A 13,423-nucleotide genomic window follows, 5' to 3' on the forward strand; every position below is an offset into this window, starting at 1 on the left:
ATTCTCCCCTTACTCCGCGTAGTGCATTGACTGTTCTTTTAACGTTGCTACAAAACTTGTACCCGTTCTATATTGATTCGCTCGTAAAATAAAACTCTTCGCTACTTGAAGACAAATTCGCTCCGCTCTAGCACGTGCTTCCTCATTCTCAATACAAGTAATATCTTTTACTTTCGCTAATCCAACAATACGGCGGATTAATTCAAGACCTGTCACTGCAGCTGTATCCTCTAATACAGATTGTAAATAGGCTTCGTTAAAGCCTTCTTCCTTCGCCATAATCTCGGTCACATAAATATCCCAAGCATCTAAAAACTTCTTCTTAAATAAATCAATTACCTCTACCATCGTAGTTTGTAACCAATCCATATACGTATCTTTCTCAGCTCCAGGTAGCATCGTTGCATCTGCATTCACCCAAGCAAACATTAAATTCGCCATTACATTCCCGACGTCATATCCCATAGGTCCATAAAAAGCAAACTCAGGATCAATAACCTTTGTAGAATCATCTCTTACAAAAACAGAACCAGTATGTAAATCACCATGAAGCAATGCCTGTGCATTCGTCATAAAAGAAAATTTACGTTTCGCTACTTCCATACGAAGCTCTTTATCACTATAAATATGCTCCCTAATCCATCCCTCATTTAAAGGAAATAACTCATTACGCTTATTATGATTTGTAAATGGTTCTGAATATACGAGGTCCTCTGTAATCTCACATAATTCAGGATTTATATAATTCTTCACAAGTTCCTTCTTCTCTTTATGATTCATTACAACATCAGATGTTAATAAAAGTGTATTTACCATAAAAGTAGTTAAGTCGTCAGCAAGCTGCGGAAATATTTGATGATTTATAAGTGCTGTACGTAATATTGTGTGATTCGATAAATCTTCCATTACGCAACAGTTCATCACACTATCAAATAAATACACCTTAGGAACAAGTCCAGGTGCTAACTCATCCTCTAACTGCAAAACATCTGATTCTATACGAATACGATTCGTCGATAACTTAAACTCATCTGAAATGCGAGCTGTATCCCCAGCTTGCTTTACGATGACAGACATGTTCTCTTTTTCATCCCAAACGCGGAACACATAATTTAAATTGCCATCACCTATTTCTTTACACTTTAGCCCCTTTGCATGTTCAAACTTAGATAATTTCTCTTTCACATATGCAATCACATCTTTAGCTTCCATTAAAAAATACTTTGTGAACTTAGACATGGTTTCCCCTCCACACCAATTGTAAGCGTTTTCCAAAAGCTATAAAAAATAATAGGTTGAATTTTTTCATCCTATAAATATGTATTCTTCTTTTTGAAAGGTATATCTAGGTTTTATTATATCTTGTTAGCATTTTGAGTCAATGTTTCTAACTGTCATCTCAAATATATACTTCCTAATTATATATTTGAGATGACAAAAATTGTTCAAAAAGATTTCGATTCATTTTATTTTATTTATCGCACAATTCTTTGTAAAATAGAAATAAGCAGTTCCTTTTCAAATACATAACTTCTAAGAAATATTTCCTTCCTAAGAATTTACACTTACACCATATTTCTAACATACACACTACTCTTTCAAACAATCATTGAAAATTTATAAACTTAAAGTTACCTTTCCATTCCCTGTTAGCCTTAATTGAGAATAAATATTAATTAAATTGGTATAAAGTTGGTTTATTCTCTTGACAAAATAACCACTTCTATATGATAATTAATATCGAATTAGAATTATTATAGTTAATTAAAAAATATATTTTATGAGCACACTATTTTTTGATGCTCAAAACCAACATTTAGGAGGAATTTTAACATGTTATTAATCGGCACAGAAGTAAAACCGTTTAAAGCTAATGCTTACCATAATGGAGAATTTATCCAAGTTACTGACGAAAGTTTAAAAGGAAAATGGAGTGTAGTTTGTTTCTACCCAGCTGACTTCACATTCGTTTGCCCAACTGAACTTGAAGACTTACAAAACCAATACGCAACTCTAAAAGACTTAGGCGTTGAAGTATACTCTGTATCTACAGACACTCACTTCACTCACAAAGCATGGCATGATAGCTCAGAAACTATCGGCAAAATCGAGTACATCATGATTGGTGACCCAACTCGCACAATCACTACAAACTTCAACGTTTTAATGGAAGAAGAAGGTCTTGCTGCTCGTGGTACATTCATCATCGATCCAGACGGCGTTATCCAATCTATGGAAATCAATGCTGACGGTATCGGCCGTGACGCAAGTATTCTGGTTAACAAAATTAAAGCTGCTCAATACGTACGTAACAACCCAGGTGAAGTTTGCCCAGCTAAATGGCAAGAGGGTTCTGCAACACTTAAACCAAGCCTTGACCTTGTAGGCAAAATCTAAGGAGTTCGATCAAAATGATACTAGATGCAGATATAAAAACACAACTATCCCAATACCTTCAATTAATGGAGAACGATATTTTACTTAAGGTAAGCGCAGGAGACGATAACGTATCTAAAGATATGTTAGCTCTAGTAGACGAATTAGCTACTATGTCATCTAAGATTACAGTAGAAAAAGTTGAATTAGAGAGAACACCAAGCTTTAGCGTAAACCGCCCTGGTGAAGACACTGGTGTCGTATTCGCTGGTATTCCATTAGGACACGAATTTACATCATTAGTGTTAGCTTTACTACAAGTAAGTGGACGCGCTCCAAAAGTTGAACAAAAATTAATCGATCAAATTAAAAACATTCAAGGCGAATATCATTTTGAATCTTATATCAGCCTAAGTTGTCATAACTGTCCTGATGTTGTACAAGCTCTTAACGTAATGAGCGTTCTTAACCCTGGTATTACACATACTATGATTGATGGCGCTGCATTCAAAGAGGAAGTAGAAAGCAAAGACATCATGGCAGTACCAACTGTTTACCTAAACGGCGAATCTTTCGGAAGCGGTCGTATGACACTTGAAGAAATTTTAGCTAAAATGGGTAACGGTCCAAATGCATCAGAGCTTTCTGATAAAGATCCATACGATGTTCTTGTTGTTGGTGGCGGCCCTGCTGGTGCAAGTGCAGCAATTTACGCAGCACGTAAAGGCATCCGCACTGGTATCGTTGCTGAGCGCTTCGGTGGTCAAGTAATGGATACTATGGGCATTGAGAACTTCATCAGCGTAAAAAAGACTGAAGGTCCTAAGCTAGTAGCAAGCCTTGAAGAACACGTAAAAGAATACGACATCGATGTAATGAATCTACAACGTGCGAAACGTTTAGAGAAAAAAGAACTTATTGAAGTGGAACTTGAAAACGGCGCTATTCTGAAAAGTAAGAGCGTAATCGTTTCTACAGGTGCTCGCTGGCGTAATGTTGGCGTACCAGGTGAAGCTGAGTTCAAAAATAAAGGTGTAGCATATTGCCCACACTGTGACGGTCCATTATTCACTGGAAAAGACGTAGCAGTTATCGGCGGAGGTAACTCTGGTATTGAAGCAGCTATCGACTTAGCAGGTATCGTTAAGCACGTAACTGTTCTTGAATTCATGCCAGAATTAAAAGCTGATGCTGTATTACAAGAGCGTCTTAACAGCTTACCAAACGTAACTGTTCTGAAAAACGTTCAAACGAAAGAAATCACTGGTACTGATAAAGTAAATGGTATTTCTTACATCGATCGTGAAACTGAAGAAATTCATCACGTTGAATTACAAGGTGTATTCGTACAAATCGGTCTTGTGCCAAACACAGACTGGTTAGGCGAAACAGTTGAACGCGTTCGCGGTGAAATCGTAACAGACAAGCACGGCGCTACAAACGTACCAGGAGTGTTTGCTGCAGGTGACTGTACAAATAATCCGTACAAACAAATCATCATCTCTATGGGTTCAGGTGCAAACGCAGCTTTAGGTGCATTTGATTACTTAATCCGTAACTAATAAAAAAGACGCGCTACCTATTGGTAGCGCGTCTTTTTTATTATATTTCATGTAAATAGTTATCAAATTCCTTCCAACTCATTACTGTATAAGGTGTTCCTACATTCAATACTACTTTTACATTTTCTGCTACTACTTGCATTCTCTTAGTTGGATTATCTCTTTTACCTGAAGGATAAATAGCAAGTTTCATCATTTCTTGCTTTCCATCTTCATAAATCCTTTTCTTTAAACCGAATTGGTTAATTTGTTCCTTTGAAGGAACTTCTTTGCCTTCCCAGTCACATATTTCAAATAGAGGATACCGATCTCCGTGCCATTCCTCAATAATCTCAATGACTTTAAGAATAATATAACTCCCTGATACTAATTCATAACTAACAGCATCACCTGCTTTTAAAGAAGTATTAGCTATAAATCTCTTCGGCACTTTTTTAGCTTCTGGCTGCGGAGAATGCAACTGTTCTCTTAGTTTATTTAAAACTGCTTCACGTTTCTTCTGTAATTTAGGTTCTTCTTCCCAGCGGGCTAAATCTGCACCACTCTCTATTATTTGCAATGCCTCCTGCTTAACATTCTCTTGAAGTCTCCCTAACTTCCATTGTATGGAAGAAAATACTAACCAAAAAACAATAGTCTCTTCATCATCTAATTCATTCTTGTATTCCTCAATTACAATCCTACTTGCGTCCTCATTTGAATATTCATTTGCTAACAAATCCTTATACAGTAACTTAATATCTTCAGCAATATCGTCTGATAATATTGCTACTCCCCAAGCACCCATACATTAACACTCCAATCTATACACTAAAAACCTCTCATTCCCATTCTTCTCATAAGCACCTGACAATCTAACTTCTTTCTTCAGCTCAAACGCAGTCTGATTTTCTAAGAAGAAAATATAGTCCTCAGAAGGATAATATAAAATAATATCCACTTCTCTCCCCGTTTCTTCTACTGAAAGCAAAATGTTATTTACTACATTCATAAACACTTGTACAGAAAATGGATTAAAGAAATAAAACCTATTATCATGTGGATCAATCTCATATTCCTGCGCTAAACAACATTGGAATTGAATTTTCCCCTTACTGTTTCGTGCCTTTCGTGCATAACGATCTCGATTATCGATCGCTTCTTTATAAAACTCTTCATTCATTTCAATTCCAACTGCTGATGCACCACATTTATGATGCATATAAAAGTTTAATCGCCCTTTTCCGCACCCAAAGTCTACAATTCGGTCACTACTTTTTATTTCATATTGATTCAGTAACTCATCTAATCCGCTATACGGCGTCGGTTCATAACGGTGATAATGCATAGATTTGTTAAATCCTTTTTGCTCACCGACTGTTTTTATATGTAAAACTGCATCGTAATATTGTTCGTTCATTCGTTTTCTCCTATTAAAAAATGGTACTTATTATTATACACCATGTACTGGAGGCTCATTTTTCATCAAATTAATAGGTACGTGAAATTATATTAACGATTTTCTTAATATATCTATCGTAACTTCAAATATATCAACGATTTTCTCAATATATCTATCATAACTCAAAATATATCAACGGTTTTTCAAATATATCGATTTGCCGACAATTCACGACAAAAAACAGGGGCTCTCTAGCCCCTGTCTTCTAACACTTTCAATACAGTTTGTTTCAATATTTCTACCCCATCCATAATACAACTATGATCAAATCTCATATACGGATGGTGTAATCCAGGTTGTAGGTCTGCTCCTAGTCCAAGCATGACAGCTTTTAAATGTGGTCTTTTCACTGTATAGTAATGGAAATCATCGCTTCCCGTCGTATAGAGCGGCCCCGTACATCTCTCTTCCCCATACACTTCGAGAATACCTTTACGCATAAAGCGCTCTGCTTCTTCAGAAACCTCCGCTCCTGGTGCAAGATCCATCCATTCGTATGAAGTTTTTGATCCCATCGATGCAGCTGATTCTATTACATGCTCAATCTTTTTCTTTAATTCTTCTAATAGTATATTACTCTCTGCTCTTACATCTAAACTGAAATGACCATTTCCCGGAATAATATTTAAATTATCACCACCAGCTTGGCATCTCGTCATTTTTACTGAATAGGAACTTTGCGGTGGCAGCCAAATATTTTTCAAACCGATATTAATCATGGAAATAATATCAATTGCATTCACACCTTGGTGTGGTCTTGCACCGTGTGCATCCTCCCCATGAATCATACCCTCTAAAAATCCTGCTGCTCCATGGCGAATAGATGGGGCTGCTTGTTTCAAAGATAGTTCTTCAATTGGTCTTAGATGGACACCAAATAAGAAATCAGCATCATCTACAGCACCTTTCTCCACCATCTTCAAAGCACCATTCCCCTTCTCTTCTGCCGGCTGAAAAATAAATCTAACCGTACCACTTTTCCATCTCATATTTTTCAATTGTAAAATAAGTCCCATTACAATGGTCATATGAGCATCATGGCCACATGAATGGTTCGCTTTAAATTCTCCATTTACTTCTTGCCAAAGTGCATCCATATCAGCACGAATCGCAATAACTGGATTCCCGCCTCCAATCTCAGCAATTACACCTGGACAATCATCAAATGTTCTATATGAAATTCCTTCTTCTTTTAAAAAGTCAGTAATATACGTTGTCGTTTCATATTCTTTCCAACTTACTTCAGGGTTTTCGTGTAAATGCTGAAAAATCTCCGTTAAGCGCTCTTGTAGTTCTAATGTTTTCAACGTTCCAGTCTCCTTCCCACATTACAAACGATTCGGGTTAATTATACTTATGAAAAACAGATGTTTTTATGAACATATTGAATTTTAAGAAAAAAGTCAATTGTTTATTTTTAAATACTTAAAAACCTTACTCTGCACTTATATTACAAACTAAACAAACAACTAGAACATTCTTTATTTTCTGTTTTTTATATTGACGCTTACATAAACTTTTAGTTATCATAACCTAATAAACGTCTATTTTACGACAATTCTAAAAATACAAACAAACATACGTAACAAGGAGGAACTTTATGAAAAAAGAAATACCTTTTGGAATAGCGATTATCCCTATTATCATTACCGTTGCAGTTATGATGGTTACAATTGTTGTATTAAAACAAACCCCTCACGTTCCACTTATTATCGGTACAACCGTTGCTTCTATTGTCGCTTGGCGTTACGGTTACAAATGGAATGATCTTGAAGAAGCAATGTATAAAGGGATTCGTCTTGCATTACCTGCTATCGTCATTATTATTCTTGTTGGCTTAACAATTGGTGCTTGGATTGGCGGTGGAATCGTCGCAACGATGATTTATTACGGTTTAAAACTTTTAACTCCATCACTATTTTTAGTTTCCATTACCGTCATTTGTTCTATCGTTGCATTAGCAATTGGTAGCTCTTGGTCTACAATGGGGACAATTGGTGTTGCTGGAATGGGAATTGGCCTAAGTATGGGAATCCCAGCTCCAATGGTTGCTGGTGCCATTATTTCAGGCTCTTATTTTGGCGATAAAATGTCACCGCTTTCAGACACAACTAACTTAGCCGCAGGATTAACAAATACAGATTTATTCGCACACATTCGTCACATGTTATTTACTACAGTTCCAGGTTTAATTATTACTCTTATCGTCTATGCTCTCTTAGGAAGAAGCTTCGGCGCTAACAATATTGATGCGAAGAGCATCGATCAAACGTTACAAGTATTGCAACAAAACTTTGTTATCTCACCTTTCCTACTCATTATACCCGTAGTCGTTATGGTATTGGTCGCAAAAAAGGTCCCTGCTATACCAGCGATTCTCGTCGGTATTATTTTAGGATTTTTATCACAAGTCTTTATTCAAGGTGGTTCTGTCTCAGCATCTGTCGGTGCACTCCAAGCTGGATTTGTTATAGACACTGGAAACAAGCTAGTAGACGAACTATTTAACCGCGGTGGCTTAGATTCGATGATGAATACAGTCTCTATGACAATTGTCGCTATGACTTTCGGAGGAGTATTAGAACATACAGGTATTCTTCGCTCAATTGTAAATCAAATTTTAAAGTTAGCGAAATCAGCAAAAGGGCTTATCGCTTCTACTATCGCATCTTGTTTTGCAACAAACCTTACTTGCTCTGAACAATATATTTCAATTGTTGTCCCTTCAAGAATGTACGCAAATGCATACACAGAAAAAGGACTACATTCAAAAAACTTATCCAGAGCATTAGAAGATGGCGGAACATTAACTTCTGTCTTCGTTCCTTGGAATACGTGCGGTGTATTTATTCTCGCTACACTTGGCGTAGGTGCATTTGAATATGCCCCTTATGCTATTTTGAATTTCATCGTACCTATTATCTCAATCATTTATGGTATAACAGGCTTCACAATTGTAAAACTATCAGACATTGAAAAAGCAGAACTACTAAAGAAACAAAAAGCTCAACTAGAAGCTTAAAAATAGCGGTAAATTCAGTTCATATAGCGCGCGAGGTCTCCCTTGTTGATAGGGCATTTCCTCGCCGCAAATATGAGCATACCCGTAATCAACTAATTTCTTTAACAACCTTTCTGTCGATCTTCGAGTCACTTGTAAGTACTCAGAAAGATCAGCTGCTGTAAACTTCAATGACGGATGCGATTGACTAAATTGAATGATTTTTGACAAGTTCGCCGGACTAAGCTTCGTTTCCTTCGCTATTTTCATTAGTTCCGGATTATCATTTTTCAAACTTTGTACTCTCTGTTCTTTCGGGAACGGCCCAAACAAATCTTTATCACTTGTTAGTATATAAAAACAACGATCTATTGGATTATTCTTTGCAAAACTTTGAGCAATTTTTGCATTTTGCTCCGCCTCTTTCACAGTTTTCCCATAACCAAATCCAATAGCTATCGTTCCTTCTACGCTTGCAAACAAGTTATTTATCGCATTTGTTTTAATAATCGATTCGATATCACCACGAGTTGTATACAAAATACATGTCATTTCATCCACTTGTTTAAATGAACCACGTAGTTCTTTTGAAATGACATCTAGTTTTTCAAGCAAACGCGTTCGTAATTCTAAAGAAGAAATAATACAAGCACCAACAGTAGCTGAATAGCTTTTTGCTAACTCAGCTTTTATTTTTGCATCTTTTAGCCCATGTATAATGGACTGTGTTGGATCAATCATACGCTCTGAAGGAACACCTATTTTTTGAAGCTCATCGTAAACAGCGTGAATACTAGTTAAAGCTAAATGAGCCTCTCCAGATTGATATTTAGCTACATGAAAATCGATAACTCTATTTATTTCATCTTTACTCCACAGCATATTTTCATAATCCAACACTTGCGGGCTTTCTTTTATACCAATATCATGGAACACATTTGTAATAAACGAGCGGTCTACTAAATCGATGGAAATGTTATGTGGTTGAATACTTTGATGATACATGATAGAAAGAATTGAAGATGCGACAGTTGTCTCGTTTTGCTGTAAGTATGTACTTGGAATTCGTAATTGTTCTCTTATTTCTTTTGCCATATAATAAGGTAAAGCACCTGAGAAAAAGATGACATCACAAGGCTTTAGACACTTTAATAGTTCAGAAGATTCCGTCGGATGAAGGTAAATATATGGATCAATTTCTATTCCTTCTAATTTTTGAGCAATAGGAAAAAGGTTCTCCATAAACTCCTTTGAACCGACAACTGCAATTTTTATCATCATTTTCTCTAACTCCTTATCATTAATTAACGACTATTTAACGTCAACTATATCAAATGTACAAAACTATTGTAAACAGGAAGGGGTTTCTATTCAATGAAAATTACAGCTATTCATCTTTACGCAATTCGTTTACCGCTTCGCAATCCGTTTGTTATTAGTTATGGCTCTTATTCTGATATGCCCTCTATTATCGTCAAAATGGAAACAGATGAAGGTATTATCGGTTACGGTGAAGGCGTTGCTGATGATCACGTCACAGGTGAATCATGGGAAAGTACTTTCCATACTTTAAAACATACGCTAACCCCTGCTCTAATCGGGAAAAATCCAATGAATATCGAAAAAATACACGACATGATGGACAATACAATTTACGGTGTTCCAACAGCGAAAGCTGCAATTGATATTGCTTGTTTTGATATAATGGGCAAAAAACTAAATCAACCTGTATATCAATTAATTGGCGGGCGCTATCATGAAGAATTCCCTGTCACTCACGTTTTAAGTATTGCCGATCCTGAAGATATGGCTGAAGAAGCTGCTTCTATGATTCAAAAAGGTTACCAATCTTTCAAAATGAAAGTTGGTACGAATGTAAAAGAAGATGTGAAACGTATTGAAGCTGTACGAGAACGTGTAGGAAATGACATCGCTATTCGCGTTGATGTAAACCAAGGCTGGAAAAATAGCGCAAACACATTAACAGCACTGCGGTCATTAGGACATTTAAACATTGACTGGATTGAACAACCTGTTATCGCGGACGATATTGATGCCATGGCTCATATTCGTTCTAAGACAGACCTCCCGCTTATGATTGATGAAGGACTAAAAAGTTCTCGTGAAATGCGCCAAATTATTAAATTAGAAGCTGCTGATAAAGTGAATATAAAACTAATGAAATGCGGTGGCATATATCCAGCTGTAAAGCTCGCTCATCAAGCTGAAATGGCCGGCATTGAATGCCAAGTGGGATCAATGGTCGAATCATCTGTTGCCTCTTCCGCAGGATTCCATGTCGCTTTCTCAAAGAAAATCATTACGAGCGTAGAGCTAACGGGACCATTAAAATTCACGAAAGACATCGGAAACTTACATTACGATGTACCATTCATTCGCTTAAACGAAAAGCCCGGACTCGGCATTGAAATAAATGAAGATACACTACAAGAACTAACCGTCTTTCAAGACGTTGTACGCTAAAGGAGGACTATCATATGACGGTTCTATACGAAGGAACATTAAAACAAAATAACGAATCATTTCACGTTACATTACTATCACTAGAGCACATCGAACAAATTTTATCACTACAAAACATTGTAGTTGAAGCACTAGAAGATAAAAGTCGTTTACAACCACTCTCACAAGAAGAATTTCAATACATTCTAGAAGGAAACGGCATGATGATCGGTGCTTTTATCGAAAACGAACTCATCGCATTTCGCGCTCTACTCGTCCCTCCTATCGACGATGAACATTTAGGGTTTGATATTGGTTTGCCAGAAAGTGAACTACACCGCGTCATCTATCAAGAAATCTCAAACGTTCATCCGAACTGCCGAGGAAATGGTATGCAAAAAATATTAGCAAAGGTCATCATGGCCGAATTGCAAAAAGAAGACAGCAAATATGATTATGTATGCTGCACCGTTGCTCCTTTTAACATTCCGAGTTTGAAGGATAAGTTTGCGCAAGGGATGGAGATTGCTGCACTGAAAGAGAAGTATGGTGGTAGTCTGCGGTATGTTTTTGTGAAGGAATTGCGCGGAGATAAAGAAAGAGATTGGACGGATGTTCAAAGTATTCTAATGAATGATGCTGTTGGACAGCAGGCGTTGCTTTCGGATGGATATCGTGGGTATGATATGGAGAAAGTTGATGAAGATTTTGTTGTGAAGTTTGGACGATAATCTATATACTCGAAAAGAGGAGATGTCTGCTGTGACATCTCCTTTTACTTTCTCTTCATTGAACATATCGATTGCAACTCCAAATATATCGGCGCAACTCCAAATATATCAGCGATTTTCGAAATATATCGGCGCAACTTCAAATATATCAGCGATTTTCGAAATATATCGACTTACCGACAAAGATTGACAATAATCGCAACCTATACAAAGCGCAACATTAAACCGTCATCTTCCAACTAGATAAAGCTAACCAGTTCTCCATTTCCTTATAGTCAGGCATTATCTTCCCGACAAGACGCCAAAAAGATCGATCATGATTTAAATGAACCATATGACACATTTCATGAACAACTACATAATCAATTACTCGCTGTGGTGCCATTGCTAACTTCCAATTGAATGTTAGCTGTAAATTCGAATCGCAAGTACCCCAAGTACGACTACTATCTGTAATACGAATAGAACGTGGTTTTGTTTTGAAATTACCTTGATGCGATTTAATACTCTTCTCTACTAAAGTTTTACACTGCTTATAATAAAATCGTTTTAAAGCTTGCTGTATTTTCTCATCCTTAAGCTCTTTCACATAAATATGTAACTTATCCCCTTCAAAAATCGCATTGTCTTGCTCAATGCTTACATCTTGGGAAATCTGTATCGGATACGTATTCCCTAAATACAAAAAGCCTTCTCCTTGATCGTAATCCTTTTCCTGTGGTCCATGCGCTCGCTCCTGCATTTCCTTACGTGTTGTCTTAATCCAATCCCACTTCTCCTCTAGCAACTGGACTAAGTATTCAACAGGTGTTCCTTTCGGAGCTTGCACTTCCACATTTCCGTATGAATCTACAAAAAGACGCACAGACTTTTTCTTCTTATAAGTTATATGAAAATTAATTGTCTCACCTAAATATGTATGTACCATTTCATCACCTAGCATAGTATTTTTACAAATAAAAAAGAGTAGGATACAAACGTCCTACTCTACCTATTATATCATTTACTGCTTTAACGAACTCATTATCCTCTATACTTTACAGCTAATCCTTTAATGAAATTCCTTGCGTATTTATCGCCGCACTCTTTGTAATTTTTATGGCCTTTTTTTCTTAATAGAGCGCCTAACTCTCCTTTTGTTACCGTAACGCCCACGCTATCTAATATATCAAGTACATCCTCACTCGTTAAAGATAGTGCGATTTTCATTTTCTTTAGAAGAAGGTTATTGGCACTCTCCTTGCTCTGTACAGGTGCAGGCTGCCCTGGTTTCGGATCTTGCTTCCCTCTTTTTAAGGTAATAAATCCATTTAAAAACGCCTCTAACATCATCATATCGCATGTTTTTACGTACTCATCTCCAGCTACCTCATCATTTTCAGCTTCATGCTGAGGCGCTCTCTTTATTTTTGTAAGCATATCAACTACGTCTTCTTTCGTTACTTCTACGCCACCTAGTTTAAAGATTTCTACCATATCTATATCTTTTATATCTAAAGCGTATCTTACTCTTTTTAATATATCGTTGTTGCTCATTGCCATTGGGTTTCCCTCCTGAAATGTTGATTATTTATTCAGCGGTTAAAGTTTATGCTATAACCTGCTTTAAATTATCATGTTTAATCTAACCTTTTAGTTATTGTCCGCTAAATTAATACTTTAACATTTTAAAGATATGTTTTATAGTCTTACCCGAACTTTTCTCTATCATTGTATCTACAGAGCTCTTACATGTTTTTTATATGCCTATAAAAAGATTTCTCTCTTAACATTAACTAAAAGAAAAAAACAGTGCTTTGATTTCTCAAATACACTGTTCTTTTCCAGCTCTGCACTTATTTTCAACTCA

The 13,423-nt window shown here is 36.5% G+C and carries 12 protein-coding genes; 5 read left to right on the forward strand and 7 right to left on the reverse strand.

What is annotated here, in order from left to right; translation table 11 throughout:
- Positions 1 to 9 precede the first annotated feature (9 nt).
- On the reverse strand, positions 10 to 1,239 hold the full coding sequence (mtnK, locus tag ACTFRY_RS25980) for an S-methyl-5-thioribose kinase (protein WP_098616516.1): 1,230 nt from the start codon (positions 1,237 to 1,239) through the stop codon (positions 10 to 12).
- 594 nt (positions 1,240 to 1,833) lie between these two features.
- On the opposite strand from mtnK, the gene ahpC reads away from it, so the two are divergent.
- Both ahpC and ahpF read left to right on the forward strand, forming a co-directional pair.
- Positions 1,834 to 2,397 carry an alkyl hydroperoxide reductase subunit C gene (ahpC, locus tag ACTFRY_RS25985; protein WP_000924420.1) on the forward strand — a complete coding sequence of 188 codons (564 nt, stop codon included), beginning with the start codon at positions 1,834 to 1,836 and terminating at the stop codon, positions 2,395 to 2,397.
- Positions 2,398 to 2,411: 14 nt separating this feature from the next.
- A complete protein-coding gene (gene ahpF, locus ACTFRY_RS25990; RefSeq protein WP_098616517.1) occupies positions 2,412 to 3,938 on the forward strand; it encodes an alkyl hydroperoxide reductase subunit F in 1,527 nt (508 codons plus the stop codon).
- 40 nt (positions 3,939 to 3,978) lie between these two features.
- On the opposite strand, the gene ACTFRY_RS25995 is transcribed toward ahpF, so the two are convergent.
- The 3 genes from ACTFRY_RS25995 to ACTFRY_RS26005 all read right to left on the reverse strand — a co-directional run bounded on the left by ACTFRY_RS25995 (position 3,979) and on the right by ACTFRY_RS26005 (position 6,686).
- On the reverse strand, positions 3,979 to 4,725 hold the full coding sequence (locus tag ACTFRY_RS25995; RefSeq protein WP_098616518.1) for a hypothetical protein: 747 nt from the start codon (positions 4,723 to 4,725) through the stop codon (positions 3,979 to 3,981).
- Positions 4,726 to 4,728: 3 nt separating this feature from the next.
- On the reverse strand, positions 4,729 to 5,337 hold the full coding sequence (locus ACTFRY_RS26000; RefSeq protein WP_098616519.1) for an SAM-dependent methyltransferase: 609 nt from the start codon (positions 5,335 to 5,337) through the stop codon (positions 4,729 to 4,731).
- Between the two features lie 233 nt (positions 5,338 to 5,570).
- Entirely contained in the window at positions 5,571 to 6,686 is a 1,116-nt protein-coding gene (locus tag ACTFRY_RS26005; RefSeq protein ID WP_098616520.1) for a M20 peptidase aminoacylase family protein, read from the reverse strand.
- 293 nt (positions 6,687 to 6,979) lie between these two features.
- On the opposite strand from ACTFRY_RS26005, the gene nhaC reads away from it, so the two are divergent.
- Positions 6,980 to 8,401: a Na+/H+ antiporter NhaC gene (nhaC, locus tag ACTFRY_RS26010; protein WP_000711520.1), complete on the forward strand. Its 1,422-nt coding sequence runs from the start codon at positions 6,980 to 6,982 to the stop codon at positions 8,399 to 8,401.
- On the opposite strand, the gene ACTFRY_RS26015 is transcribed toward nhaC, so the two are convergent.
- Complete coding sequence (locus ACTFRY_RS26015; RefSeq protein WP_098616521.1) at positions 8,390 to 9,661, reverse strand: transcriptional regulator; 1,272 nt, start codon at positions 9,659 to 9,661, stop codon at positions 8,390 to 8,392. The two genes, nhaC and ACTFRY_RS26015, sit on opposite strands and share 12 nt — an antisense overlap.
- Positions 9,662 to 9,754: 93 nt before the next feature.
- Here ACTFRY_RS26015 and ACTFRY_RS26020 point away from each other — a divergent pair, with 93 nt between their 5' ends.
- Positions 9,755 to 10,864 carry a mandelate racemase/muconate lactonizing enzyme family protein gene (locus tag ACTFRY_RS26020; protein WP_098022947.1) on the forward strand — a complete coding sequence of 370 codons (1,110 nt, stop codon included), beginning with the start codon at positions 9,755 to 9,757 and terminating at the stop codon, positions 10,862 to 10,864.
- Between the two features lie 14 nt (positions 10,865 to 10,878).
- Entirely contained in the window at positions 10,879 to 11,574 is a 696-nt protein-coding gene (locus tag ACTFRY_RS26025; RefSeq protein WP_044795621.1) for a hypothetical protein, read from the forward strand.
- Positions 11,575 to 11,794: 220 nt separating this feature from the next.
- Here the strand turns inward: ACTFRY_RS26025 and ACTFRY_RS26030 are convergent, their stop codons facing one another.
- Together ACTFRY_RS26030 and ACTFRY_RS26035 are read right to left on the reverse strand one after the other, a co-directional pair.
- Positions 11,795 to 12,502, reverse strand: a complete 708-nt coding sequence (locus ACTFRY_RS26030; RefSeq protein WP_098616523.1) for a M48 family metallopeptidase — start codon at positions 12,500 to 12,502, stop codon at positions 11,795 to 11,797.
- A gap of 95 nt (positions 12,503 to 12,597) precedes the next feature.
- Positions 12,598 to 13,116: a DUF1456 family protein gene (locus ACTFRY_RS26035; RefSeq protein WP_098616524.1), complete on the reverse strand. Its 519-nt coding sequence runs from the start codon at positions 13,114 to 13,116 to the stop codon at positions 12,598 to 12,600.
- Positions 13,117 to 13,423: the final 307 nt, after the last annotated feature.

Origin of the sequence: Bacillus cereus group sp. MYBK195-1 (assembly GCF_051916605.1) — a bacterium.
Lineage (GTDB): Bacteria > Bacillota > Bacilli > Bacillales > Bacillaceae_G > Bacillus_A > Bacillus_A cereus.

What these genes read in the sequence shown, in the direction of transcription:
- ahpF (WP_098616517.1), top strand. Translation starts at nt 2,412, where the DNA reads ATGATACTAGATGCAGATATAAAAACACAACTATCCCAATACCTTCAA.
- ACTFRY_RS26025 (WP_044795621.1), top strand. Translation starts at nt 10,879, where the DNA reads ATGACGGTTCTATACGAAGGAACATTAAAACAAAATAACGAATCATTT.
- ACTFRY_RS26020 (WP_098022947.1), top strand. Translation starts at nt 9,755, where the DNA reads ATGAAAATTACAGCTATTCATCTTTACGCAATTCGTTTACCGCTTCGC.
- ACTFRY_RS26015 (WP_098616521.1), bottom strand. Translation starts at nt 9,661, where the DNA reads ATGATGATAAAAATTGCAGTTGTCGGTTCAAAGGAGTTTATGGAGAAC.
- nhaC (WP_000711520.1), top strand. Translation starts at nt 6,980, where the DNA reads ATGAAAAAAGAAATACCTTTTGGAATAGCGATTATCCCTATTATCATT.
- mtnK (WP_098616516.1), bottom strand. Translation starts at nt 1,239, where the DNA reads ATGTCTAAGTTCACAAAGTATTTTTTAATGGAAGCTAAAGATGTGATT.
- ahpC (WP_000924420.1), top strand. Translation starts at nt 1,834, where the DNA reads ATGTTATTAATCGGCACAGAAGTAAAACCGTTTAAAGCTAATGCTTAC.
- ACTFRY_RS25995 (WP_098616518.1), bottom strand. Translation starts at nt 4,725, where the DNA reads ATGGGTGCTTGGGGAGTAGCAATATTATCAGACGATATTGCTGAAGAT.
- ACTFRY_RS26030 (WP_098616523.1), bottom strand. Translation starts at nt 12,502, where the DNA reads ATGGTACATACATATTTAGGTGAGACAATTAATTTTCATATAACTTAT.
- ACTFRY_RS26035 (WP_098616524.1), bottom strand. Translation starts at nt 13,116, where the DNA reads ATGGCAATGAGCAACAACGATATATTAAAAAGAGTAAGATACGCTTTA.
- ACTFRY_RS26000 (WP_098616519.1), bottom strand. Translation starts at nt 5,337, where the DNA reads ATGAACGAACAATATTACGATGCAGTTTTACATATAAAAACAGTCGGT.